The sequence below is a fragment of the Desulfospira joergensenii DSM 10085 genome, assembly GCF_000420085.1.
In the GTDB taxonomy this organism is placed as follows: Bacteria; Desulfobacterota; Desulfobacteria; order Desulfobacterales; family Desulfobacteraceae; genus Desulfospira; species Desulfospira joergensenii.
The window spans coordinates 954,657-979,882 of the sequence record NZ_ATUG01000002.1; the positions used below are offsets into that span (position 1 = coordinate 954,657).

Here is a 25,226-nt window from a genome sequence, read left to right on the forward strand (position 1 = left end):
TTGATAAAAAACCTCCCGGATGGTATGCCCTGCCATGGGCATAGAAAACTTAGATAAACTCTTTGAACCCTCCTCTGTTGCCGTGATCGGAGCCAGTCCCAACAGGGGGAGTGTCGGGGCTGCCGTGATGAACAGCCTGGGGGCCGGCGGATTCAAAGGGGACATTTTTCCGGTGAACCCCAAGTATAAGATCATCAGGGGAATTCCCTGCTGTCCGGATGCCTCGGATCTCCCTTCGGGTCTGGACATGGCCGTCATTGCCGTGCCCATGGCTGTTGTGCCGGATATCGTCCGGACCTGCGGCCGGAAAAATATGGGGGGAGCCGTGATCCTGTCCGCCGACCGGACCGCCATAAGGGACGGCCGGTCCGAAGCCGGACGGAGGATCAAACAGGCGGCCGGCGAAACCGGAATCCGGATCCTGGGCCCGGATTCCGTGGGAATTGTAAATACCTTCCATCAATTGAACGCCAGCTTCATGGCCCAGACACCCCTGCCCGGTAAAATCGCCTTTCTTTCCCAGAGCGGAGGGATCATTACATCGGTTCTTGACCTTGCCATGCGGGAAAACGTGGGCTTCAGCCACTTTGTCAGCCTGGGGTCCCAGGCGGACGTGAATTTTGCCGACTTGCTGGATTACCTGGGATCCCATCCCGGGGTGGAGAGCATCCTCATGTATCTGGAAACTCTGACCCGGATGAGGGAGTTCATGAGTGCGGCCCGGGCCGTTTCCAGGGTCAAGCCCATCATTGTCCTGAAATCGGGTCAATCGGGAACCGGCATTGGAATCGGCCGGGATGAGATCTATGATACTGCTTTTAAACGGGCGGGAATTTTAAGGGTTCACGGATTCCAGGCCCTTTTCGACTGTGCGGAATTCCTGGCCAAGGGGAAACGGCCCAAAGGCCCCAGGCTGGCCATTGTCTCCAACGGCGGCGGAACCGGGGTCATGGCCGAAGATGCCATGGCCCACCACGGGCTGGAACCGGCTGTCCTGGATGGGGACTTTATCCGGGAACTGGACAATTTTCTGGGATCCAGCTGGAGCCGGAAAAATCCCATTGAACTGATCCAGGCTTCCAGGCCTGAAAATTATATCCGGGTGGTTGAGGCCTGCATTCGGGCCAGGGGAATCGACGGGCTCCTGCTCCTGAGCTCCCCGGTGGGCATCTATGACTGCACCCCCATTGCCAAGGCCCTGGTAAAGCTTCTTGAAACCGCGCCTTTTCCCGTGTTCACGGCCTGGCTGGGGGGAAAGCATATTGACGGATCCAGGGCCATCCTCAATGAAAAGGGAATCATCACCTATGATACACCCGAGCGGGCGGTCAGGGCCTTTGCCAACCTTTTCAAGTTCGGCCGGAACATGGAGATGCTCCAGCAGATTCCCTATCGCACGGACAGGCGCCTGTCCATTGACCGGGAAAAAGCCGACAGGATCATGGAATCCTGGCTGGACCGGGCCCGGGTTTCAATTGATGGCAACAGACCGGCAGAGTTTTTGTCCTCCTACGGGATATATCTGGAAGAGAGCCCGGAAGAGCCGGATTATGAGCTGACCATGGGCGCCCTGCACGACCCCTTGTTCGGGCCGGTGATCTGGTTCGGTGCCGGAGGGGCCATGACCCATATCCAGGGGGACAGGGCCCTGGCCCTTCCTCCCCTGAACCGGCTTCTGGCCCGGCGCGCCATGGAAGAGACCCGGATTTCAAAACTCTTCCACGGATACAAGGATATCCGGAAAATCGATTGTTCCCGGCTGGAAGAGATCCTGATCCTCATCAGCCGGATGGTCACGGATTATCCCCAGATAAAGCGCCTGGACATGAATCCGGTCCGGGCAGCCAAGGGTGAGTTCAAGATCACCCGGGCCCGCATCGAGCTGGAAAAATCCCGGACCCAGGCCCCGGCCCATCTGATCATCAGCCCCTATCCCTGGCGGCAGGAATCGGAATTCGTCACCCGGGAAGGAGAAGAGGTGTTTCTCCGGCCCATCCGGCCCGGGGATGCCGGAGGGATTGTCGATCTTTTTGAGGCCCTTTCCCCGGAGACCGTCTATTTAAGGTTCTTTTCACCCATCAAGCATATATCCAAGTCCATGCTGGTCCGGCTGACCCAGATCGACTATGACCGGGAGATCGCCCTGTGCGCAGTTCTACGGAGAAATTCCAAAGATCCGGATCCCCGGCCCAGGATCCTGGGCGTGGCCCGGATCATTTTTTCGCCCGACAGGAGGGCAGGGGAATTCGCCATTGTCCTTGACGATAGCTGGCATGGAAAGGGGATCGGATCGGTTCTGCTGAAACAGGCCCTGATGAGCGCTAAAAAATACGGGCTGGAAAAGGTCAGCGGCCCGGTCATCACCACCAATGCCCCCATGCTTGCCCTGGGACGAAAACTGGGGTTCAGAGTGGCCCTGGATCCGGAATCCTCGGAATACCGGCTGACCATTGATTTAAGAGAGGATCTGAAGGAGTCGGGCTGACCGGTTTTTGATTCATCACCGGTTCCCTTCTAGTTCATGTTCACGGCTTTTTGACACCCCGGACCAATGATGCCGCTTTTCCCGCCGGTGATAGGCTGTACGGTGATCTGGGTGGCGATTCTCTCCTTCAGGGCGGAAACATGGGAGATGATACCGATCAGTTTTCCATCCTGGTGCAGACCGGACAAGGTTTCCAGGGCTGTCTCCAATGCCTCGTCATCCAGGGTGCCGAAGCCCTCGTCCAGGAAAAGGGAATCCACCCTGACTTTGCGGCTGGCCATTTTTGAGAGTCCAAGGGCAAGGGTCAGGCTGACAATAAAGCTTTCACCGCCGGACAGGTTTTGGGTGGACCGGATTTCGCCGGCCTGGTAGTTGTCCACGACGTTCAGCTCAAGGGGCCGATTCTCATCCCGAATCAGCAGATACCGGTCGGTCATCTTTTCAAGCTGCCGGTTGGCATGGGCTACCATGAGTTCGAATGTCAGGCCCTGGGCAAAGTTCCGGTATTTTTTTCCGTCGGCAGATCCGATGAGACCGTGCAGTTTTTCCCAGCGCAGGCACTCTTTTTTCCGGGCCTGGATTAAGGCCTGTTTTTCCTTTATCCTCTCTCGGGCGGCCTTGTTTTCGAAAAGGGTATGCTTCAAACCGGCAATGGCATCCCTGAGTTGCTCCAGCTCTTTTTCCGATTTCTCCAGCTCGGGTTCAAGTTCCCCTCGCGTCTTGTCCGTTATTTTTCCGGCAATTTCCATGGCCAGACGATTCTCCCGGTCTTTTTGCCTGGCCCTGAGATCTGTCCGGCGGTCATCCAGATCCTTTGCCTTGGCCGTGAGCCGGGCCCGTTCATCTCCCCCAAGCCGGGCCGCAAGGAATTCTTTTTCATCGAAGAACCCTGCCGATTGAATAGAGGCGGAAAAATCCTTTTCAAGCTTTTCAAGTTCAGATTCTCTCTGTAGGATTCCTTCTTCCAGGGAAACAAAACGGGTCTTTGCGGAATTCAATTTCTGCCGGGCCTCATCGTTCAGGGTCCGGGTCTGCTTTTCGGCTGCCTCGGCATGGTCAATCCCTTTATTCAACCCCAGTTCTTCTATATCGGGATCTTTATCTTTGTACAGTTCCCGTCGCTGCCTTCGGCTGTCATCCCACTCCTTTCTGATGGACTCCAATGCCTTCTGTTTTTCCGCCAGGGCGACGGCCTGGGTTTCAATCACCGCATTCAGCCGCTTTACCTCTCCCTCTGATTCAAAGATCCTCTTTTCTATCTCTCCCCTTTTTTTAACCTGAACCTGCCACTTTTCCAGCCGATCCCTCAAGGATCTGACCAGGGAGGGGACATCCTCAGGGAATCGGTCGATCCCCAGGGGCAGCAGTTTGACGGATACGGCCTTTTTCAGCTCTTCAAAGCCGGCCCGGGCAATATTCAAGTTTTTTGTCAGGTCGGAAAGGTGCTTTTGAGCCGTCTGTTTTTCATTGGCTGCGGCGGTTTGGTGCTTTTCACTCTCGGTCAGATGATTCCGGGCTTCGCTTTCATCGGTTTCAAGTTTGTTAATGGCCGCCTCCTGGGCCTCGGCCTTCCGGATCCGTTCAGAGAGGGCTTCAATTTTTTTTTCCGTTTTATCCGGCACAGGAACATTTCCCTGGGCAAAAGGGTGTTCTCTGGAGCCGCAAAGGGGGCAGGCCCTTCCGTCTTCCAGGCGGCTGCGATGAACTTCAAGTTCTGCGATTCTTGCAAGAAAGGCCATCTCCCTGAGAAGGGTCTCTTTTTCGCTGCGGTATTCACGCAGCATCCGGTTGCCAAGAAGTTTCCTTAAAACATCTTTTCCCTGAAGGAGGGACCTGGCAGCCTGGTCCAGTTCCTTTTTTTGGTTCCTGAATTGTTTTTCGGAATTTCTGAGTTTCTTGGTTGCCTGTTCCAGGGCGGTTCCGGCCTGTTCCCGTTCAATTGCCTTCTGCCGGATCTCTTCCTGCCTGGAGAGGATACGGTTCAGCTGTTCCTCAACTCCGGCCAGGCCTCCCAGCAGCCATTCATCCTGGGAGTGATCTTTGAGGTAGTGCTCCACAAGCTCCAAATCCCTGCGGGCCTGGATCTGCTTTTCCTTTTCCCTGTGTTCAAGCTCTCTGTGGGATTCAATTTTGGCCGCCTCTTTTTTACAGCTCTTTTCTCCTTCAAAGAGAGCCTTTTCCTGTTCGGCAAGTTTTAGATCAAGGGAGCGGACTTTCTGGATCAGCGGGGCCGTCTGTTTTAGTTTTGCCCTGGCCTTGAGGGTCTTCTGTTCAGCGGCGGCCAATGCTTTTTCCCGCTGTTCCGAGTCCTCCTCCAGCTTAGGAAGTCTCTCTTTTTCCCTTTCCAGGGCCGCCTGATCTTGGGTTTGCTGTTTGCGGATCTCTGCAAGTGTGGCATATCTGCCTTCCCATTCGGCGGCCTTCAGTGCCCGGTCCAGCCTTTCCCCTTCGGGTTTGAATGCCTTGATTTCGGTTTGAATCGTTTTTGTTTCCTCTGACAGGGAGCGGATCTCTTTTTTTAATTCCTCCAGATGGATCAGCCATGTAACGGCCTTTTGGATCTCTTTTTTTTGGGCGGCCAGCCGGATCTCCTGTTCTTGTTTGTTTTCAAGATCCTTTTGAATCTCTTTTTCCTGCTCCGGTTCAAGAATTGCGATACCGGAAGTCTCTGCCTGTAAAAGATTCAGCTTTTCCCGTTCATCCCTCTGCCGCTCATGGACACGCCGGGAGATTTCCGAATAAATCCCCGTACCGGTGATCTGTTCGAGTATTCTGGATTTCTGTTCCACATCGGCTTTGAGAAATGTGTCAAACCCTCCCTGGGCCAGCAGGATGGACCGGGTGAACCGGTCGAAATCCATGCCTGTTTTTTCTTCAATAACCCCCGGTACCAGACTCTTTTTGGTCTCAATGGGCTTTCCCGTCTCCATATCACTGATTTCGTGCCTGGCGTCAATCAGGTTCCCGTCTGCTCTTTTCCGGGCCCGGTGCTGTGCCCAGTGACAGCGGAATCTGCCGGCCTGGGATTCAAACATCACCTCGGCATAGCATTCCCCGGTCTGCCGGGACATGATCTCATTGCCGCTTTTTGTGATTTTCCCAAGCCGGGGGGTTGCCCCGTAGAGCCCCAGACAGATGGCATCGAGAATGGTCGATTTCCCCGCACCGGTGGGGCCGGTCAGCGCAAAGATGCCGTTGGCTATATATTCCGGGTCTGTGAAATCAATGAACCACTCCCCGTAGAGAGAATTTAAGTTTTTGAATCTAAGTTCGAGGATCTTCATGATTTTTGATTGCCTTTGGAGGTCTTGACTAAAGATACAAATATTGCAGTCAATTCATCCCCCTCTTTGAGTAACGGCTCCACTTTTTCTTTGGGCAGTAATCCACCTTCGATAATCAGCTCAAGCCAAAAGCAGGTTTCATCCGCTTCTTCTGCAACAACGCCAAGCTTTGCTATAAATTCCGCTTTTGATCTGCCCCGGCATGCTGCCCTGTAATTGGCACCAACAGATGTGGCAGACCGGATAATTTGCCGTCCAATCGTATCGGCAGATGTGGTTTTGGGTAATGCATCGATTGATTTCATGATTCTCAACGCGAACGGCTTTGTTCTATTTTTTAGTTCCGGCCCTTTCAAACCCCAAATTCCCTTTTTCATGTTTGATTTCAGAAGCAGGATTTATGAATGCTCTCATGGGTTTTCTCCAAATCAAAAATTCTCAATCAAAAATCAAACTTCATTCACATCTTCCTCCAGCAAGTCTTTAACGATTTCCTTATAAGAACCGGTCAATTCAACCCGGTCCTCATCCGGAACATCAAAGGCATCCAGACAGCGTTCAAAGACATCGTTTACATCCAGATCATCCAGGGTCTGGTTTTCCTGAATGGCATGGATGACCCGGTCAGTCAGCCTTTTGTTTTTTATCCGCCGGATCTCCATGACAGAATCTGCCAGGGCCTCTTCCAGGGTTTCCCGGAGGTCTCCGACGATCTTTGCTCCGGTATATTCGATCTCCAGCCATGCCGTGCTTTTCTCCGTTTTCAGCCGTTCAATTTTTGAAAGAATGTCGTCAAGGGAACCCACGATTCTCTCCAGGGGTTGAAAACAGGGAATTCTCAGCTCTTGAATCAGAGGAGCTGCTCCGTTAAATTCAATGGTGACCACTTTTTTGGTCTGTCCGGCTTCGCCGTAGCCCATGGGAATCGGGGAGCCGCTATAGCGGATATGTTCGGCTCCTCCGACGCGTTGGGGCACATGGAGGTGTCCCAGGGCCAGATAATCGATGGACAGGGGAAATACCTCCTTGCCCACATGGGCCAGGGAACCGACATAGAGCTCTCTTACCCCGTCTCCGTCAACGGTTTCACCGCCGGCGGTGAAAAGATGGCCCATGGCAATGATGGGAATCTGGGATTGTGGATTTTTGATGTTTGATTGTTGAAGCAGGGCTTTGCGCTTTTTTTCCGCAATGGCGGCGACCTCGGCATAGTGTTCCTGAATGCCCCGGACCAGTTTTCTGTTCTTGTCTTCAATGGTTTCCCCGGGCTCAACAATCCGGATATCCCTGTCCCGGAGATAGGGAACTGCGCAGACAATTGCCTGGGGAAGATTCTTTTCATCCTTGAGCACGATCACTTCATCCTCCGGATGTTCAGTGATTGAGCCGACAACGTAGACCTTCAATGCCCGGAGGAGTTCTCTGGGGGCATTTAAAAAGGAAGGGGAGTCATGGTTGCCTGAAATGACAAGGATATGACGGCAGAATGAATCTGAAACCCTGCAGAGGAACCGATAGTAAAGTTCCTGGGCCCGGTTGCCCGGCGTCCCCGTATCAAAGATATCTCCGGCAATGAGCAGGACATCGATCTTTTCATCTTGTATTGTCGTGCTCAGCCAGTCCAGGAATGAAGAAAACTCATCGTATCTTTTCCGTCCGTAAAGGGAGCGGCCCAGATGCCAGTCTGATGTGTGCAGGATTTTCATGGGTTTCAAATTCCTCAAACCAAGATGATGGGAGAGATTTTTTGTGGAAGCCTTGGAGACGCCGATCGCCTCCGCCCGGATCTCCGTGAAAAGAGAACCGGCCCGGGGATGATCTCCCATACGGCCGGCTCAGGGTTCAACAGCTCCTTACTCCATATTGAGCATCTTCTTTACCTGTTCCAGGCGGTTCTGGAGCTGATCGTCTTCCAGGTCCCGGACCACTTCCTCCAGCATGTCGGGAATGGGGATGGACTGGGGACATTTTTCCAGGCATTCCCCGCACTGGATGCAGCTGGAGGCCCAGCCCGGGTCCGTATTGGAGAAGATTCCGCCGCACCGGGCCGCATACATGAATTTGGCCTCTTCCAGGTTCTTGAAGAGATGATACTTGTTGAACACCTCAAAGGCTGCCGAGATATTGACCCCTTCCGGGCAGGGCTTGCAGTACTCGCATCCGGTGCAGCCCACCTTCATGAGGCGCTTATAAGTATCCGAGGCCTGTTTGACCAGGTCTTTTTCCTTTTGTGTCAGGGAGCCGGGAAGGGCCTGGCCGGCAATTTTCAGGTTCTCTTCAATATGGGCTTCCTCGTTCATCCCCGACAATACCACCGTGACCTCGGGGTGGTCCCAGATCCATCGCAGGGACCATTCCACCGGGGTACGGGCCGGATCCGCCTGCTTCCAGATCTTATCCACATCCGGCGGCGGTTTTGGCAGTCCCAGATTGCCCCCCCGCAGGGGCTCCATGATGACGATGCCCAGATCCCTGGCCGCCGCGTATTTCAGGCCTTCGGTTCCGGCCTGGTGAACCTCGTCCAGATAGTTGTACTGGATCTGGCAGAATTCCCAGGGATAATCATCCACGATGGTTTTAAAATCGTCAATATGGCCGTGGAAGGAGAATCCTGCGTTTCTGATCCGGCCGTCGGCCTTGGCCCTGTCAATGAAATCCAGAATATCTTTTTTCATGAGGTCTTCCCAGACCGGGCCGGCCAGGTTGTGGATCAGATAATAATCGATCTGTCCGGTTTTCAGCAGCTTGAGCTGCTCGTTGAGGAAAAAATCCATATGCTCCCGGTCCCTGACCATCCAGGAGGGCAGTTTGGTGGCGATATTGGCCTTTTCCCGGTACCCTTCTTCCAGGGCTTTGCCCACAAGGGGTTCGCTTTTGCCCCCATGGTAGGGCCAGGCCGTGTCAATGTAGTTGACCCCCTTGTCCACGGCCCGCCGGATCTGGGCAATGGCCCGTTTTTCATCAATGGTCCGGTCCTTGTTCACGGGCAGCCGCATACACCCGAATCCCAGGACGGATAATTCTTCTTTTAATTTTGGCATTTTCCGGTACAGCATGGTATCTCCTTGGATATGTTTTTTGGGGTTGATGGAATTGAATTTAATCGAGTCGTGCTTATAAGTCAATATCAGTGGGAAAGCAGGAAAAACTGAATCAGCGAGAAAAGCTGGAAAAGATTCATATGGTTAAAATAGTATTAAATTTTATTCTATTTGTGTTTTTGATTTGTGTTTCACCCTTGGAAGCCCGGGAAGAAGTTTCCATAAAGATCCTGTTCCTGGGAGATTCCATCACAGCCGGACTGGGGGTGGAGCCAAGCCAGGCCTATCCGGCCCTGGTGGATGAAATGATCAAAGCCAAAGGGATCGACGGGGTGAGTGTCATCAACGGCAGTATCAGCGGTTCCACCACGGCCAGTGGTTTGTCCCGGCTCAAGTGGTTCCGGAGGGCGGAACCCGATATCCTTGTCCTGGCCCTGGGGGCCAATGATGGTCTCCGGGGACTTTCCACGGAGAAGATGGAGGAGAATCTGGGAAAGACCCTTGAATTTGCCAGGGGGCAGGGGATGGATGTCATCCTGGCCGGCATGGAAGTCCCGCCCAATTACGGACCCCGGTATGCCCGGGATTTCAGACTGGTGTTCCCGACCCTGGCGGATAAGCATAAGATTCCCCTGATTCCCTTTCTCCTGGAAGGTGTGGGAGGGGTGGCCGGTATGAACCAGGCAGACGGGATCCACCCCAATCCAGAGGGGCACCGGATCATCGCCCGGACGGTCCTCCCCTTTATCCTGGAAGAGATTCAAAGGAGGTGAACATGCTTGAGGTCAGGGGGATTCACAAGTCTTTTTCTCTGCCGGGTTCCGCCCGGATCGAGGTGCTCAAAGAGGTGGGTTTTTCAATGGAAGCGGGCCAGACCCGGGCGATCATCGGTCAGTCCGGGTCGGGCAAGACCACCCTGCTCTCCCTCATTGCCGGGCTGGATTTTCCGGATCAAGGCGAGGTGGTCCTGAACGGACAGAATCTCTCCTCCATGGCCGAGGACCGGCTGGCCCGGTTCAGGGCCGGGAACATCGGGATCATCTTTCAGCAGTTCCACCTCATGCCCCATTTGACCGCCCAGGAGAACATCAGCCTGCCCCTGGAGATTCTCAAGGCCGGCAATATCCGGGAGCGGACCCTGGATATGCTGGAAAAGACCGGACTGACCAAGCGGAAAAACCATCTGCCCGGGCAGCTTTCCGGCGGGGAATGCCAGCGGGTGGCCATTGCCAGGGCCCTGGTCACCAACCCCTCCCTGGTTCTGGCGGACGAGCCCACGGGCAATCTGGACACCCGGACCGGAGAGATCATTGCCGACCTCATGTTTGATCTGGCCAAACAGGAAGGCAAAAGCCTGGTTCTGGTGACCCATAATGGGGAACTGGCAGGCCGGTGCAGCCGGGTCCTCCACCTGGATAAGGGGATATTGTCTTGAAATTCTGGCTTGGAATGGGTCTCCGGGAGCTGATCAAGGCCAGGAGTTTTTCCCTGTTCTTTATTTTAAACCTCTCCCTGGGTCTGGCCGGGTTCATTGCCATCCAGTCCTTTAGCTTTTCCCTCAACCGCCACATGGATGAAAATCTCAAGGAGATCCTAAAGGCGGATCTGGTCCTGGCAGCCAACTCCCCCCTGACCCCGGCGGATCTGGACCTGGCCGGACAGGTTCTGGGAAAGGATGTCCAAAGGGCCAGGCTGGTCACCTTTTTTACCATGGTCAGGGGAGGGGACCGGGCCAGGATGGTCCGGGTCATGGCCATGGATGAATTTTATCCCCTCTACGGGGCCTTTGCCTTTGAAGGGGATGCAAGGCCCGGAGATGTCCAGTCCCGGCCGGGGCTGTTCATGACCCGGGACACGGCCCGGACGCTGGGCATTCAGAACCTTGCCGGTAAAGAACCGGTTTTGAGGCTGGGGCATAAAAATTTTTTTATCCGGGATTTTTTCAGGGATGACCCGGATACCTCTTTGACGGAATTCGAGCTGGCCCCCAAGATCTATATGGGATTGAATCAACTGGAGGGAACCGGCCTGGTTCAATTCGGGAGCCGGATCCGGTACCGGTATTTTTACCGGTTCAACCGGGAAGTTCATATCCAGGAAAAGGCAAGGGAACTTAAGGAGGGATTTTTTGAACTGAGCCAGGGTCAGCCCCGGATCAACGTATTCGGCCCGGGGGACGTCAACCGCCGCCTGGGGCGGTTGACCCGGTATTTTACCCGGTACATGGGCCTGGTCAGTATCGTGGCCCTTTTTCTGGCCGGAATGGCGGCTGCCTACCTGTTCCGTGGGTTTCTGAATCTTAAATCCAGACAGACGGCCATCCTCATGAGCATGGGAGGGGTCCGCCGGGAAATCTATCTGCTCATCAGTTTCCAGCTCATGGTCCTGGGCAGCCTGGCCTCTCTTTTGGCCGCACTGATCTCCATTTTTCTTCTTCCGGCCTTTCCCGTGATTTTCAAGGGACTGATGCCGGCAGGGCTTACAATCGCTCTGGATACGAGAGCCATAGGGATGGCTTTGGGACTGGGCATGGCCGGAAGCCTGGTCTTCTGCCTTCCCCTGTTTGCCCGGATTTTCACCATCAAACCCCTGACCCTGCTCCGGGCCGGCTCTGCCGGCAAAGCCGGCATGAAAAGAGCCAGGCTCTGGGCTGTGGTCTCATCTGTTCCGGGGATCCTGGCCCTTTTCTTTACGGCCTCGTATACATCCGGATCCTTTTGGGAAGGCATGATTTTTTCCCTGGGATTTATCCTTGCCCTGGGATTTTTCTTTCTGGCCGGCATGCTTATCTTTTTATCGTGCAAGATCCCGGCCCGCATGGGATTCATGCCCGGCCGGATCGCCTTCAGAAACCTGTTCCGGAACAAGTGGTCTTCTCTGTCCTGTTTTGTGACCATTGCCATGGGGATTTTTCTCATATCCGTGATCCCCCAGGTCCGGAAGGGACTTGAAACGGAGATCATGCGGCCCGAGGGACTCAAGGTCCCGGTTTTCTTTCTGGTGGATATCCAGGAGGACCAGCAAAAAGCACTCATGGAATTTATAGCGGCCGGAAAAGGAGACCTGACCCATATCTCCCCCATGGTCCGGGGAAGGATTCTGTCCGTAAATGACAAGCCCTTTTTTCGAAAAGACCGGAAGACCGGAAACAGGGGGCTCCGTCTGGAGTTTAATTTTTCCCATCGCAAAGATCTTTATCCGTCGGAAAAAATCGTCCAGGGAAATCCCATGTCCGATCTTCCCTGGGATTTCGGGTCTGAAAAGCCCTTTGAGATCTCCATGGAACAGGGATTTGCCGACCGCATGGGGTTGAAAATGGGGGATGTCATGGGATTTGATGTCCAGGGGATTCCCCTCAGAGGAAGGGTGGTCAATCTGCGCAGGGTGCGCTGGGCAAGTTTTCAGCCCAATTTTTTCATGCTTTTCCAGGACGGGGTATTAGACGATGCCCCCAAGACCTATCTTGCCACCATCTCAAATCTGGCCCCGGAACAAAGAGAGGACCTCAAGAACAGGATCGTGGACCGATTCCCCAATATCTCCGTTATTGACGTGGCCCGGACCGCGGCCACCATACTTGACGTTACGGACCGGCTTTCCCTGTCCGTCCGTTTCATGGCCTGGCTGGCTTTGGCCGCCGGCCTGGTTTCCGTTTTTTCCATTGCCCGGCATGAGGCCCGGAAAAGTGAGGCCCAGATCAACCTGCTCAAGGTCATGGGAGCGGATTTTCAGATCCTCTCCACCATTACCCTGGTGGAATTCGGATTTATCGGATTTTCCGCCGGATTGTTTGCCCTGGCCCTGAGTACCGGGTTTTCCCTGGGAATTTCCGGGTATTTTTTTGACAGTCTCTGGGCCTTTGATTTGGGATCTTCCGCCCTGATCCTGGTGTCGTCCACGGCCATCTGCATGGCCACGGGGCTTGGCGCCGCCTACAGAATCATGAAAACCAAACCCCTAAGCCTTCTCTCCGGGGGAGGAGCCTTTAGATCCTGAGCCGGTTCATTGGCCACCGGATTTGGCTGTCTGCCATGCCCGTTCAAGCAGTTCCAGGGTTCCGGGATGGGACTCCACCCTGAGCCGGTAGGTCCGGTTGAATTCCCTTGAATTTTCCCGGAGTTCATCTTCTTCCATCACCGGAGTGGGCAGGAGCAGGCTGCGCTGATAAGAGCCCATGATCTTTTCCAGGATTCTCTCTTTTTTGTGGTGCAGTTTTTCAGGGATGTCCATGGTGATGATGTCCTGCCAATGCCTTGAAAACCCGGCATTCATGAACATGGTTCCCGCGCACAGGCATTGCTGCTCGTAATACTTTTTCCTGCCGCCGATGACAAGGCCCACACAATCATCCACAGGCTCTTTGTCATCCATGGTCAGGGTCACGGGAACGGAGATATCATAAAAAAGCCCATCCAGGTCTTTCAGGGCGTTGCCGCACAGGCCGTATCCCAGAAAAACCCCATCCACAAGAGGCGCCATTTCCCTGACCGCGTCTTCCACAGCCCGGCGGAGCCTGGGAATATTGGAATGCAGCCCCACCTGCAGGACCCGGACCAGCACATCAAGGCCCCGGGCAGGGTCGGGCTGAAAGTCCTGAATTCTGGTTATCCTGTGAACGGGTTTAAGATTCCCATGTTTCAGAATCCGGATCAGCTCCCGGGAAAATTCATCATCTATCCCCCAGATCTTTGTAACATCCCTGTCCGTCAAAAGAAGGTGGGCAAATTCAAGTTCCAATATCTGGCAGGTAACGATGCCGAGTCGGGGCATGGGAGGGGCTCCTTAATCATATTTTTTTATTCAGCCTCCATTTTTTCCATTAAAAAAGGGGCATATGCCTTATCTGTTTTCATGATATGGTTTTTCAGCCAGTCGGTGAGAAAGGTCATCAGATCCATGGTCAGGGTTGCCTTGCCCTGGTCAAACTCTTCTCTGAGGGTCATGACCTTATCTACAAGTTCCCTGTGAATGGCCAAATGCTCTTCCCGTCCAGGGTAGGCGTACCTCTCAAACAACTCCTCCTCAAATCCGAAGTGGTAGACCGTGTACTCTGCAAGGCCGGCCAAGATTTCTCCTGATTTTTCCCGGCCCTGTTTGATTTTCATGGCCTTGTGCAGTTGATTGATCAGTGAGATGAGCTTGATATGCTGTTCGTCAATCTCAGGAATGTTCAGGGCCAGTTTGGGACCCCAGGGCATGAGATCCGGGATATCCTGTTCAGAGATATCCGAACTCTGGTCAATTCCTGCGTCTGTGGCGGATACCTTGAACACGCTGATCATATCCCTGAGCTTTGAGGATAGACCGGCCAGGTCCTTGGCGCTCCGGTTCATCTGGGTACTTCGCCGGGACATGTCTTCAGATACTGAAGTGACACCGGAAATATCCCCGGTAATCTCTGATGATACCTGGGAGCTTAAGGCCACATTCCCGTTTACCTCGTTGATGCCCTTGGAAGCCTGGTCGATGTTCTCAGCCACCTCAGCGGCCGTTGCCGACTGTTTGTCCATGGCCGCCACAACCAGAGTGACGATCTCATTCACCTTGAAGATGACTTTTGATATTTTTTTGACGTCCTGGACCGTATTGTCCGTGGAATTCTGTATTTCCGTCACCTTGGCCTTTATGTCATTGGTGGCCTGGGCTGTCTGCCCGGCCAGGCCCTTGATCTCTCCGGCCACAACGGCGAACCCCCTGCCGGCTTCCCCGGCCCTGGCCGCCTCAATGGTGGCGTTCAGGGCCAGGAGATTGGTCTGTTCGGCGATGTCGGTGATGGCCTCGGTCACTTTGGAGATTTCCCTGGCAGAGTTGCCCAGGAATTCCACCCGGTCCGATGCCTGGTCTGCCTGGGCTGCCGCTTCATCTGAAATATTCCGGGCCTGTTCGCAGTTCATGACCACCTCTTCGAATGCGGACTGCATCTGGGAAGCGGAATCAGACACAATGCCCACATTGGTGGAGACCTGCTCGCTGGCCGCTGCAACAGAGTTCATGTTTGAACTCATCTTTTCTGAGGCTCCGGCCACCATATTGGCACGGCCCGAGAGGTCTTCTGCGCTTTCGGCCATCTGTTCGGAAACCGAGAGAAGTTCACCGGATGCCGCGGTCACGGTTTCCGAATTGGTCCCGATATCCACGATGATATTGTTGAGCCGCTCGATAAACGCGTTAAACCATGTGGCCAGTTCTCCCAGCTCATCCCGGTTCTTGATTCTAAGGCGCTGGGTCAGGTCCCCTTCTCCAGAGGCGATGTTTCTCAGGCCTGCCGTGATCCGGCCCATGGGTTTGAGAATCAGGGACCTTAAGAGCAGAAAACTGCAGACCATGACCAGCAGGCAGCAGATGGCTCCGAATATCATGATTCTGTTTTTGGTGTGGTTTTTGACCTTGGTGCTGAAACTGGATATGCTGGATGCAGTCTGTTTGACTGCGCTGTTGTTATTCTGGGAGACTTGACTGATGATCTGATTGATGCTGGCAATCACCTTTGAAGATTCCTCTTCCAGAACCGACTGGACTTTCTCTGAATTCCTCGAGATCAGGCCTTGGAAATCCTCTTCCATTTTCCGGATTTTATCGTTCATGTCCGCCTTGCTGGTGCAGAACAGGAGGTAGCCGAGGGCCTTGCCTTCCAGGATCATATCCTTTTTAACGATAAAGACATCCGGATCGTTCTGGGAAGCGTTGATGATTTTTTCGTATTTTTTCTTTCCCTCTCCTTTTTCTATATAGGTTTTTATTTTTTCTTTTTCCCGGTCAATATATCTTACGTAAGGTTTGCCGTTAGGCCGCATATACATGGCATAGACCACGTTCTTATTGGAACCTGCGGATTTGATATAGGATATCAACGAGGAATAGTCATTGTTCAGGATGGCAGCCGGGGCCACACTGGCCAGGAGTGAGGCCAGTGAATCGGCATTCTCACTGACCGTGTTGATCCACTCGGTTTCAATGCTTTTTTTCTCCCGGGTCAACGCTTCTTCCGTGGACCGGCTCAGCAGGTCGGTGGCGGTTTGTGCCATCCCGGCCATGTTCTTGCCTGTGTCGGTTTCCATTTTTTTAAGATCGTGTCCCACGGTCCGGCCCGATTCCGTCAGAAGGTCCTGGATCCGGCTTCCCATGGTGTTCAGGGAAGATTCCTGGGACTTGATAATGATCAAAGACAGCCCTATAAGCGCAAGGGCAAGTATGCCGGTCAATGGGACCAGTATCTTTGTCCAGAGACTGGCGCCCTTTTGAAAGGGCGCTGAATTTTCATTGACTTGAATTGCCATGGTTTGATTTCCTCGGCTTGGGCAGTATTGGATTTAATTCAAGGGTTATTGATAGGCGCCTACTTTGAGTTTGATCTGAAGATCCTCCACCCCCTGGTAGTCCAGGGCATCTGTCCATCCGACGATTTTGGCGTCCTTTGCCGCCTGGTCACCGGCTTTGATCAGCTTGAGGGCGGAGACCACCTGCTGGACAACCGCATCTGGTGTGCCCTTGGTTTTCGCCATGGGCCATTCCGGATAGAGGGCGGTGGAGCAGACAAAGGGAAAACCGCTATGGGACTGTGGATTCAGGATTTTAAATTCCTCCATGTCAATGATGCCTTCAGAAGCCATCCTTTCAAGGGTGTCTGTGCGGACTGTTCCCGCATCTGAAGCCCCGTTCTGAACAGCCAGAACCACGTTGTCGTGTTTTCCGGCAAAATCCAGTTTGGAAAAATCTTTAAATGGGTCGATGCCCTGGTTCAGCAGTTCCATGTAGGCCATCTGCCATCCTCCAAAAGATGATTTTTTCACCGCTGCAAAGGTTTTGCCCTTTAAATCATTTATGGAGTTGATTTCGTCGTTCTCTTCACTGGTCAATATAACGCCCCCGAATGATTTTAAAGGATTGCCCTGCCTGGAATTGATCATGGTGGCAACAGCCTTGGCCCCGTATTTCACCTTTGCCGTGATAAACATGGAGGAATTGACCAGGAAGAAATCCACCTCTCCCTTTTCCACCGCAGGGAACACCGCATCAAAGTCCAGGGGAACCACCTCAAAGGTTCCCGGGACTTTTTCAGTCAGGTAGGTACCAGTGCTTTTCCACATCTTCAGGGCCTTTACCGGCCCCCGCTTGGCAAGGACTCCAATTTTGTAGGTATCCGCAGCAAAAACGGTCTGGGAGACCCAAAAGAGCAAAACAATCATCATGGGGCAGATGTATTTTTTCATAACCGTCACTCCATTTATTGGGTTAAAAAGGAATTGAACCATATCCGGCGATCAGGGCCCGGTCAGGTCTGGAAAAGGTTTCAGGATGCAGAGAACTGCGTATTTCGCTTCACCGGTGTATAGAGGATTGTTCTGATCGCGTAATAAGTATTTAGCATACATGAAACTTGAGAGGATGCAAGTGGGAAATCGCCTTTTTTAGGTTCCCGTGCCCAAGCAGGATATTTTTTTATTCAATTGATTCAAAATCGGAGACAGAGAGATTCAGGGTGCTGATGAGCCAATCTCCAAACATCCTGACTCCCCTGGATTCTTTGTTGAAGTTGGGCCACGAGAAATAGTAGTTTCCCGTCCGGATGGGGGGCAATCCAAGGGGGGCGATGAGGCGCCCGGAGGCAAGCTCATCCCGGACCAGGAAAAGATCACCCAGGGCTACTCCCAGGCCGGCCGTGGCTGCCTGGAGAGCGGCGTCGTCCACCTCAAAGACCTGGCCCCTTTCCAGGGAAAGTCCGGAGATTCCGGTCTGGTCGGCCCAGGCAGCCCATTCTTTATAATCCGGGCTGTTGTGGAGCAGGGTATGGTGCCTGAGATCTTCGGGCCCGGCAAGGGGATGATGCCCTTCTTTGACAAGCCTTGGGGCGCAAACGGGGATGAGCTGCTCTTTTAATATGGGTTCCCGGGTGACCCCGGGGATCTCTTCTCCCAGATGGGTGATGCCGGCGTCAAAGTTTTCCCGGGAGAAATCCACATTCTCCCCGGATGTGGTCAGCCTGACCCGGATGTCCGGGTATAGGGACTGGAAAAGATGGAGCCTGGGGATCAGCCAACGGATGGCAAAGGTGGGATGAATTTTGAGGTTCAGATCCTGCTGCTGATTTTTCAGACGGGTCACCCCTTCTGCCATGAGATCAAAGGCCCGGGCCAGGGACGATGCCAGGAGCCTCCCCTGTTCGGTCAGGGCCAGGGCACGGTGGCGCCGGTGAAAAAGGATGACGTCCAGTTCTTTCTCCAGCAGCTTGACCTGACGGCTGACCGCACCCTGGGTTACATTGAGTTCCCGGGCCGCCCGGGTAAAGCTTAAAAGGCGGGCCGCCGTTTCAAAGGCCTTGAGTCCGTTGAGGGAGGGCAGTTGATTGACTTTGGGTTTTGGCATGAGTTTTTTTCATTCCTATAATGTGTTAAAATAATTTGACCGACCTGATTAATACTGCAATACTTGGGAAATTCCAAGAATTATATGAAATCAGAAGAATGGGGAAAACTCATGAAAACAAAAGAGTATATAGAGCTTGAAGACCGGTTCGGAGCAAAGAACTACAAACCCCTGGATGTGGTTCTCAGCCGGGGGGAGGGGATCTGGGTCTGGGATGTGGAGGGCAATAGATATATGGACTGCCTGTCCGCCTACTCCGCCGTGAACCAGGGCCATTGCCATCCCAAGATCCGCCGGGCCATGATGGACCAGGCTGAAAAGCTCACCCTCACCTCCCGGGCCTTCCGCAACGACCAGCTGGCCTTTTTATACGAGGAACTCTGTGAACTTACAGACTCCCACAAGATTTTGCCCATGAACTCCGGGGCCGAAGCCGTGGAAACTGTGATCAAGTGCGCCCGGAAATGGGGATATGAGTCCAGGGGAGTGGCCGATGGCCGGGCCGAGATCATCGTATGCGAGAACAACTTCCACGGCCGGACCCTGTCCATCATCGGATTTTCCACCGATGAAAACGCCCGAGAGAACTTCGGTCCCTTTACCCCGGGGTTCAAAACCATCCCCTTTGGCGACAGCGAGGCCCTGGACAAGGCCATTACCCCCAATACCGTGGCCTTTCTGGTGGAGCCCATCCAGGGGGAGGCCGGGGTCATCATCCCGCCAAAAGGGTATTTAAAAAGGGTCAGGGAGATCTGTACCCAAAAAAACATCCTCCTAATCCTGGACGAGATCCAGACGGGCCTCGGCCGGACCGGGAAACTCCTGGCAGAGGAGCATGAGGGGATCCAGGCGGATCTCACCCTCATCGGAAAGGCCCTGTCCGGCGGATTTTATCCGGTTTCGGCCGTGCTTTCCAACGAGGAGGTTCTCGGGCTGCTCCAGCCCGGCCAGCACGGCTCCACATTCGGGGGAAATCCCATGGCCTGTGCCGTGGCCCGGGCCGCTCTCAAGGTTCTCAAGGAAGAGAACATGATTGAGAATGCCGCCAGGATGGGGGACTATTTTTTGGAAGAACTGAAAAAACTCGACCATCCGGCCATCCGGGAGATCCGGGGCAAAGGTCTCATGATCGCCGTTGAACTTCATGAAGGAACTCCGGGGGGCGCCAGGGCCATTTGTGAATCTCTGGCAAAAATGGGCATTCTCTGCAAGGAAACCCATACCTATACCATCCGGTTCGCCCCGCCCCTGGTGATTCAAAAACAGGACATCGACTGGGCCGTGGAGCGGATAGCCAAGGCCTTTGAAAAAATATAAAAATTCAATCCCGTCTATAGGAAGTCCTTGTCATTGTTCGGAAGGTATGCTCTCCAGGGTCACAGGAGATAACTTCCTGTCCACAAATCCCCCTTGCCGGATCGATACCCCCATCCCGATAACCCGTCAAATAGAGCCGGCCTTTTCTGGTGCCGGTTTATTTCAGAAAGGCAGGGACCCCTCCTGAATTACCCGTTTCCTTGTCCGGCCGGGTCGATTTTTTGTCAGACCGGACCCAAACAGCCCATTCCCTCCATCGACAATTCTAAACGATATATTCTTGAGATAAAAATATGGAAAAAATATCATGAATTGATCCATAAAAATGTAATAATGTGAACAAAATGTGCTATTTTGTGAAAAAATCCTGGCATATTATGAAAAAAATGTTATAAATGCTGGCGTTTATATTTCCTCAGCCTGGAAAGAAATATTTATAATTCAAAGGGTTCCATGGGGAATAAAAAATATTCGTTCAAGGTACAAAAGTTGCAGACATTCCCGTAGGATTTTATAAGAGTAAGAATTTTCTTGTCAGTAAAAGAAACGTATAGGAAAATTCAAACCAAAACTAACATAAAGGTCCAAAGAAAATGGAAGGGACCGATCACAAATTTTAAGAGAAGGCCATTGGGGTCCGAAACAGAAACCGGACGACCGGCTGTCATGGAAAGGAAAATTGTATGAAAAAGGTTTTTAGTTTGTTGGCTGGATGTTTTTTAACCCTATATATTGCTGGGAGTGCAGGTGCATCAACCTATGAGTTTGAAGACATGATTGATTATTGGAACTTAACCGGAACATCTTATGGGGAGTCTCAGTCTTCCTCCCATTATTGGGATTCCGTATATATGAGTGAAAACTACTCGCTCTCTTATACCCATGATATAAACGATTCCGTTGATTTGGCGGCAGGGGATCTGGTTACTGAAGCATGGCTGGAACTGGATTTCACCAACGATGATGGTGATGATGCCGGTAGTTTATTGTGGGGCCTGATTAAATGGGACTTTAGAGAATATGTTGAATATGTCTTTGATGACGGTGCCTGGACAGAGATCGGGGAAGTCGATAACGGGCAGTATGATCTGGTTGTCGGAGTTGACTGGTTGAATGATGATGGGCTCCTTGAGGTGACCTTGTCTGTCTCAAATCTCCTTGGAACCGCAGATGCTTCTCTGGATCACTCAAGGCTTTATGGCACGGCTCAAACTCTTGAACCCAGCGCCCATGCTCCGGAACCCACCACAATGCTTCTGTTCGGCCTCGGTCTCCTGGGGCTTGCAGGAATCGGCAGGAGAAAAAAGTTGAATTAGTTTGATCCAGATCCAAAATTTTAAGCAGAAAAGGGCCGGCCTTGAAAATACAGGGCCGGCTTTTTTTGTTCTCCTTCCCGGTCATTACAAGCTCGATCGTTGACCGGAAATGAGGAAAACCTCTTCGTTGTCCGGCCACCTTTCAGGGTTGAGCAGGGTCAGTAACGGACCAGGCTTTTATATTTTCTCCCCCAGTATTTTAAGGGGAACTTCTTTTTCGGTACGGTTCCGGCCATTCTGCTTGGCAACATAAAGAAGATTGTCCACCCGGGAGAGCATGGCGTCCTTGTCCTCGCTGGGCCGATACCGGCAGACGCCCAGGCTGATGGCGGCAGGGATCTTCTTTCCCTTATAAAGGGTGGGTGATTTCCCGACCTCTTTTCTTATTCCCTCGGCCAGGGAGAAGGCATTCTCAAGGCTGCACTCTTTTAACAGGATTAAGAACTCTTCCCCGCCCCAGCGGCAGAGAACATCGGATTCCCTGAGCCTGGACCGGGCAATCTCCACGATATTCTGAATGACGGCGTCTCCTGCCAGGTGGCCGAATTCATCGTTGATCTCTTTGAAAAAATCAATATCAAACAGGATCACGGACAAGACATACTCTTTTCTATGGATGTCTTTTATGATTTCATCCATGACCAGATCAAAGGCCTGGCGGTTGAGAATCCCGGTCAGTTTATCGATGGTGGCCATCTCTTCCAGCCGTTTCTGATAGGATGAAAAGGTCAGGTTGATTAACAAAAGAACAACCAGGGTGATTACGGCGCAGATGCCCAGGTTGGTCATGAGTGTCTTGAAGATCTTCTTCACGGCCAGTTCTTCGGTCTGCTCCACCACCAGAATCCAGTCAAATTCGGGGATGAACCGGCTGGTCAGATGAATCATCTGGCCATTCCGTTTATAAGTGTAATACCCTTCCCGGTTCGACAGGATCTTGTCTGCAATGGATGAGATCCCCGGGATCTCTTTCAAGTGTTTACAGTTATATGAAGGTTTTGATCCGGTCAGGGTGATGTTTCCCTTCTGGTCAATAAAAAAAATATCTCTATTGTAATTGTTCTGGTATCGTTCAATGAGATTTTTTACCGCACCGACCCTCAGGCCCACGCCGGTGGCTCCGATGAAATTGTCCAGATAGTCGCGGACTTTAAAGTTGATAAAGATGGTCATGGAATCTTTATTGGCCATGTCCGGATCGATGTTGATCTCATTTTCAGAGGTCATGGACCGAACCCTGAAATACCAGCGGTCCCTTTCTTCGGATTCTTTGACGGTCTTGAGGATCCCGTCGGCATGGTAATAGATTCTCGACAGGTCGGACACGAAAAAGGCGGTAAAGGTATTGTATTTATCCTTGATCGCCCTGAGGTACCGGGTGATGCTTTCCGGATCCGCTTCTCCGCCGATGACCCAGTCCCTTAAAAAGGTATCATTGGCCATGGTGGATGAGATAAAGATCGGTCTGAGCAGGTCCCTTTGTATCTCGGAATAGATATTGTCACTGGTCAGGGGGAGTTCATGGTAGGCGATCTGGGATCTCAGGGATGCCCTGGAAACAAAAAAACTGGCCAGACTGGTGGTGAGAAACCCGGTGATCAGAACCAGGCTTAAGATAAAGATCAGACGATTTTTTTTTATCATGTAAACTTCCTGGATTTTACTCCCTGGGGCCGGCGGAACCGGGGAAAAAGACCTGGGGTTCCTTTCTTGCGGTATAATTGTCAAACAGCCAGCGCGTAATATCTTTAAACGGTCCTTCTTTCATGATTCTGGCCCCCCGGGGGCAGGCCTTGATACAGGCGCAGCAGTGAATACATATAGGGTCCAGGGTGGCATACCCCTTTGTTTTATCAATGGCGTTGACCGGGCAGACTGCAACACAGGTGGAACACTCGTCACACTCATCGCTGACTTCAATGAACTCCACAGGGCCCATTTTTTTTCTTTCTCTATAGGGAAAGTTGCCGGGAACATCGAAAGAAGCCAGGTCATCGGCCTTTTCTGCGGTTTCCATCAGGGTCGAGATTTTCTGTCCAAAGGCATATGCCCTTTCCAGATCCCGGTTGTCCGGCCGGTCCGTGGCGATCTTGAAATCCTCCGTGGAAAAGGAATGCTCGCCGATAAAGGCTCCGGCTGCCACAGATGAAAATCCTGCCCGGTCAAGGATATCCTTTAACTCCAGGAGGGCATCCTCAAATTCCCGGTTGCCGTATAAGACCAGGGGAATAGCAGGGGTCCCTGAAGATTTCAGGTTTTTAAAATAATCGGCCGCCACCTTTGGCAGGCGGCCGGCGTAAACCGGAGCCCCGATAAGCAGAACCTGGTCCGTTAAATCGGGTACGGGCCGGTTTCTGATATCCGGCCGGGTGATGTCAATGACTTCTGCAACAGGTTTTCCCATGCCCTGGGCTATCTTTTCCAGGACAGTTCTTGTGGTGGCAGTGGGGCTGAAGAACAAGAGCGTGGTACTTTTATGATTCATTTTATTTGCTCCTTGAAATAGTCATTGTGAGTAAAAAAGAATACTTTTGAATCCATTGCCCCTGGATTTAAATCGTTGTCCCTTTCTTCCAGGCCGAAACACTGACGATATGGATTCTTATTCTCTTTTCTTACATGGCATAGATGGACGGCGAAAACCAGTAAAAAAAGAATGGGGATCCATATTTCAGGGGAGGATAAAAGGGTTCTTTCCGGAAGGGAGAGGGAAACTTCCTCTCCCCCCTTTTTCATCCCGGCCGGCTTGACAGAGAATCAGCGCCGGTCCGGCCAGATTTCTTCGGACATCTCCGTTAATTTGTACTTCTGGATTTTGCCCGAGGCGGTCATGGGGTAATCGGTTACAAACAGGACATACCTCGGTATTTTATACCGGCTGATCTTTCCCCGGCAGAAATCCTTGACATCGCTGGGCTCGATACGGGCCCCCTCCTTGAGCACGACAAAGGCCCCGACCTCTTCCCCGTATTTGGGGCTGGGCACCGCTGCCACCTGGACATCCTTTATCTCGTCCATGCGGTAGAGAAATTCTTCAATCTCCCTGGGATAGATGTTTTCCCCGCCCCGGATGATCATATCCTTGTACCGCCCGGTAATGGACAAATAGCCTGCCTCATCCATGACGCCTAAGTCCCCGGAGTGGAGCCAGCCTTCCGGGTCAATGGCCTCTTTTGTGGCCTCGGGATTGTTGTAATACCCCTTCATGATGCTGTATCCCCGGCAGCAGACCTCTCCCTGGGTTCCCCTGGGCAGTTCCTGTCCGGTTTCCGGGTCCACCACTTTAACCTCAATATGGGGCAGGGCCCGGCCCACGGTTTCCACACGAAGCCGGATATCATCCCCGATTCTCGTATAGGTCATGACCGGTGAGGCTTCGGTGAGGCCGTAGCAGATGGTGACGTCGGTCATGTGCATCCTGTCGATGACCTGTTCCATGACATGAACCGGACAGTTGGACCCGGCCATGATTCCGGTGCGCAAAGAGGAAAAATCGAATTTATCGAACAGGGGATGGTCCAGAATGGCGATGAACATGGTGGGGACCCCGTACAGGGCCGTACATTTCTCCTGCTCCACCGCCGCCATGGTCTGGAGGGGTTCGAACCCTTCCTGGATGACCATGCAGGCGCCGTGGTTCACCGCAGCCAGCACTCCCAGGACACAGCCGAAACAATGGAACAGGGGCACGGGCAGGCAGACCCGGTCCTTTGCCGTGAACTTCTGGTTCTCTCCGATCCAGAATCCGTTGTTCCCGATATTGTAGTGGGTGAGCATGACACCCTTGGGAAATCCCGTGGTGCCCGAGGTATACTGCATATTGACCACATCGTGGGGGGAGAGGATGGCCTGGCGGGCATTGTACTCCTCATCCGTGATCATCACGGCAAGGGAACGGATCTCCGGAATGGTATACATTCCCCGGTGTTTTTCCTGACCCAGGAAGGCCACCCGCTTGAGATGGGGAAATTTTTCACTGGAAAGGCTTCCCCGCTGGCAGGATCGCAGCTCCGGCACCAGCTCGTAGACCGTATTCACATAGTCCGTGTCCTGGAATCCGTCGATGATGAACAGGTTTTCGGTTTCAGACTGTTGGAGCAGGTACTCCAGTTCTGCGGTTTTATAATTGGTGTTCACCGTGAGCAGGACTGCCCCGATCTTGGCCGTGGCAAACTGGAGGGTGACCCAGTAGGGGATATTGGTGGCCCATACGGCCACTTTTTCACCCTTTTGAACCCCCAGGGCCATGAGGCCCTTGGCCACTTCGTCCACCATGTTTGAAAATTCTTGAAAGGTGAGCCTGAAATTCCGGTCCACATAGACAATGGCCTCGTTGTCCGGGAAATTTTTAACGGTCCGGTCCAGCAAATCCCCCAGGGTCAGTTCCTGTAATCCCATGTCAGCGTTCATGAATACCTCC

General features: G+C 52.8%; 17 protein-coding genes. 6 read left to right on the forward strand and 11 right to left on the reverse strand.

Annotated elements, in window-relative coordinates; all coding sequences use genetic code 11:
* Nucleotides 1-34: 34 nt before the first annotated feature.
* Nucleotides 35-2,485, forward strand: a complete 2,451-nt coding sequence (locus F608_RS0116740; RefSeq protein WP_022666802.1) for a bifunctional acetate--CoA ligase family protein/GNAT family N-acetyltransferase — start codon at nt 35-37, stop codon at nt 2,483-2,485.
* 29 nt (nt 2,486-2,514) lie between these two features.
* Here F608_RS0116740 and F608_RS0116745 read toward each other — a convergent pair whose 3' ends face one another.
* The 4 genes from F608_RS0116745 to F608_RS0116760 all read right to left on the reverse strand — a co-directional run bounded on the left by F608_RS0116745 (nt 2,515) and on the right by F608_RS0116760 (nt 8,825).
* Entirely contained in the window at nt 2,515-5,769 is a 3,255-nt protein-coding gene (locus tag F608_RS0116745; RefSeq protein WP_022666803.1) for an SbcC/MukB-like Walker B domain-containing protein, read from the reverse strand.
* Nucleotides 5,766-6,146 carry a four helix bundle protein gene (locus F608_RS0116750; protein ID WP_022666804.1) on the reverse strand — a complete coding sequence of 127 codons (381 nt, stop codon included), beginning with the start codon at nt 6,144-6,146 and terminating at the stop codon, nt 5,766-5,768. Before F608_RS0116750 ends, F608_RS0116745 begins: the two co-directional genes overlap by 4 nt.
* Nucleotides 6,147-6,218: 72 nt before the next feature.
* Entirely contained in the window at nt 6,219-7,475 is a 1,257-nt protein-coding gene (locus F608_RS0116755) for an exonuclease SbcCD subunit D C-terminal domain-containing protein (RefSeq protein ID WP_027362841.1), read from the reverse strand.
* A 147-nt stretch (nt 7,476-7,622) separates the two neighbouring features.
* Nucleotides 7,623-8,825 (reverse strand): aldo/keto reductase, encoded by a 1,203-nt coding sequence (locus F608_RS0116760; protein WP_022666806.1) that lies wholly within the window; start codon nt 8,823-8,825, stop codon nt 7,623-7,625.
* Nucleotides 8,826-8,950: 125 nt separating this feature from the next.
* On the opposite strand from F608_RS0116760, the gene F608_RS0116765 reads away from it, so the two are divergent.
* Genes F608_RS0116765 through F608_RS0116775 form a run of 3 tightly spaced genes read left to right on the forward strand, consistent with a single transcriptional unit; the run spans nt 8,951 to nt 12,806 of the window.
* Nucleotides 8,951-9,583, forward strand: a complete 633-nt coding sequence (locus F608_RS0116765; RefSeq protein WP_033398765.1) for an arylesterase — start codon at nt 8,951-8,953, stop codon at nt 9,581-9,583.
* A gap of 2 nt (nt 9,584-9,585) precedes the next feature.
* On the forward strand, nt 9,586-10,245 hold the full coding sequence (locus F608_RS0116770) for an ABC transporter ATP-binding protein (RefSeq protein ID WP_022666808.1): 660 nt from the start codon (nt 9,586-9,588) through the stop codon (nt 10,243-10,245).
* Nucleotides 10,242-12,806, forward strand: coding sequence for an ABC transporter permease (locus F608_RS0116775; RefSeq protein ID WP_022666809.1), 2,565 nt, complete (start codon nt 10,242-10,244; stop codon nt 12,804-12,806). Before F608_RS0116770 ends, F608_RS0116775 begins: the two co-directional genes overlap by 4 nt.
* 6 nt (nt 12,807-12,812) lie before the next feature.
* Here F608_RS0116775 and F608_RS0116780 read toward each other — a convergent pair whose 3' ends face one another.
* From F608_RS0116780 to gcvA, 4 genes are all read right to left on the reverse strand, one after another.
* Complete coding sequence (locus F608_RS0116780; protein ID WP_022666810.1) at nt 12,813-13,580, reverse strand: DUF1638 domain-containing protein; 768 nt, start codon at nt 13,578-13,580, stop codon at nt 12,813-12,815.
* Between the two features lie 26 nt (nt 13,581-13,606).
* Nucleotides 13,607-16,087: a bacteriohemerythrin gene (locus tag F608_RS34985; RefSeq protein WP_022666811.1), complete on the reverse strand. Its 2,481-nt coding sequence runs from the start codon at nt 16,085-16,087 to the stop codon at nt 13,607-13,609.
* Nucleotides 16,088-16,132: 45 nt separating this feature from the next.
* Nucleotides 16,133-17,020 carry a phosphate/phosphite/phosphonate ABC transporter substrate-binding protein gene (locus F608_RS0116790; protein ID WP_022666812.1) on the reverse strand — a complete coding sequence of 296 codons (888 nt, stop codon included), beginning with the start codon at nt 17,018-17,020 and terminating at the stop codon, nt 16,133-16,135.
* A gap of 229 nt (nt 17,021-17,249) precedes the next feature.
* Nucleotides 17,250-18,173, reverse strand: a complete 924-nt coding sequence (gene gcvA, locus F608_RS32355; protein ID WP_022666813.1) for a transcriptional regulator GcvA — start codon at nt 18,171-18,173, stop codon at nt 17,250-17,252.
* A gap of 84 nt (nt 18,174-18,257) precedes the next feature.
* Here gcvA and rocD point away from each other — a divergent pair, with 84 nt between their 5' ends.
* Together rocD and F608_RS0116810 are read left to right on the forward strand one after the other, a co-directional pair.
* Entirely contained in the window at nt 18,258-19,490 is a 1,233-nt protein-coding gene (gene rocD, locus F608_RS0116800; RefSeq protein WP_022666814.1) for an ornithine--oxo-acid transaminase, read from the forward strand.
* A gap of 683 nt (nt 19,491-20,173) precedes the next feature.
* The gene (locus F608_RS0116810) at nt 20,174-20,806 is read left to right on the forward strand and encodes a PEP-CTERM sorting domain-containing protein (protein WP_022666816.1); all 633 of its coding nucleotides are present in this window, start codon (nt 20,174-20,176) and stop codon (nt 20,804-20,806) included.
* Between the two features lie 177 nt (nt 20,807-20,983).
* Here the strand turns inward: F608_RS0116810 and F608_RS0116820 are convergent, their stop codons facing one another.
* The 3 genes from F608_RS0116820 to F608_RS0116835 form a co-directional block, all read right to left on the reverse strand.
* Nucleotides 20,984-22,450 carry a sensor domain-containing diguanylate cyclase gene (locus tag F608_RS0116820; protein WP_022666818.1) on the reverse strand — a complete coding sequence of 489 codons (1,467 nt, stop codon included), beginning with the start codon at nt 22,448-22,450 and terminating at the stop codon, nt 20,984-20,986.
* A 16-nt stretch (nt 22,451-22,466) separates the two neighbouring features.
* The gene (locus tag F608_RS0116825) at nt 22,467-23,291 is read right to left on the reverse strand and encodes an EFR1 family ferrodoxin (protein WP_022666819.1); all 825 of its coding nucleotides are present in this window, start codon (nt 23,289-23,291) and stop codon (nt 22,467-22,469) included.
* Nucleotides 23,292-23,563: 272 nt separating this feature from the next.
* Nucleotides 23,564-25,216 carry an AMP-binding protein gene (locus tag F608_RS0116835; RefSeq protein ID WP_022666821.1) on the reverse strand — a complete coding sequence of 551 codons (1,653 nt, stop codon included), beginning with the start codon at nt 25,214-25,216 and terminating at the stop codon, nt 23,564-23,566.
* Nucleotides 25,217-25,226 lie beyond the last annotated feature (10 nt).

Coding starts and splice junctions, on each gene's coding strand:
- F608_RS0116820 (WP_022666818.1), bottom strand. CDS start 22,450: ATGATAAAAAAAAATCGTCTGATCTTTATCTTAAGCCTGGTTCTGATC.
- F608_RS0116780 (WP_022666810.1), bottom strand. CDS start 13,580: ATGCCCCGACTCGGCATCGTTACCTGCCAGATATTGGAACTTGAATTT.
- F608_RS0116750 (WP_022666804.1), bottom strand. CDS start 6,146: ATGAAAAAGGGAATTTGGGGTTTGAAAGGGCCGGAACTAAAAAATAGA.
- F608_RS0116745 (WP_022666803.1), bottom strand. CDS start 5,769: ATGAAGATCCTCGAACTTAGATTCAAAAACTTAAATTCTCTCTACGGG.
- F608_RS0116740 (WP_022666802.1), top strand. CDS start 35: ATGGGCATAGAAAACTTAGATAAACTCTTTGAACCCTCCTCTGTTGCC.
- F608_RS34985 (WP_022666811.1), bottom strand. CDS start 16,087: ATGGCAATTCAAGTCAATGAAAATTCAGCGCCCTTTCAAAAGGGCGCC.
- F608_RS0116825 (WP_022666819.1), bottom strand. CDS start 23,291: ATGAATCATAAAAGTACCACGCTCTTGTTCTTCAGCCCCACTGCCACC.
- F608_RS0116755 (WP_027362841.1), bottom strand. CDS start 7,475: ATGAAAATCCTGCACACATCAGACTGGCATCTGGGCCGCTCCCTTTAC.
- rocD (WP_022666814.1), top strand. CDS start 18,258: ATGAAATCAGAAGAATGGGGAAAACTCATGAAAACAAAAGAGTATATA.
- F608_RS0116770 (WP_022666808.1), top strand. CDS start 9,586: ATGCTTGAGGTCAGGGGGATTCACAAGTCTTTTTCTCTGCCGGGTTCC.
- F608_RS0116810 (WP_022666816.1), top strand. CDS start 20,174: ATGAAAAAGGTTTTTAGTTTGTTGGCTGGATGTTTTTTAACCCTATAT.
- F608_RS0116760 (WP_022666806.1), bottom strand. CDS start 8,825: ATGCTGTACCGGAAAATGCCAAAATTAAAAGAAGAATTATCCGTCCTG.
- F608_RS0116835 (WP_022666821.1), bottom strand. CDS start 25,216: ATGAACGCTGACATGGGATTACAGGAACTGACCCTGGGGGATTTGCTG.
- F608_RS0116790 (WP_022666812.1), bottom strand. CDS start 17,020: ATGAAAAAATACATCTGCCCCATGATGATTGTTTTGCTCTTTTGGGTC.
- gcvA (WP_022666813.1), bottom strand. CDS start 18,173: ATGCCAAAACCCAAAGTCAATCAACTGCCCTCCCTCAACGGACTCAAG.
- F608_RS0116765 (WP_033398765.1), top strand. CDS start 8,951: ATGGTTAAAATAGTATTAAATTTTATTCTATTTGTGTTTTTGATTTGT.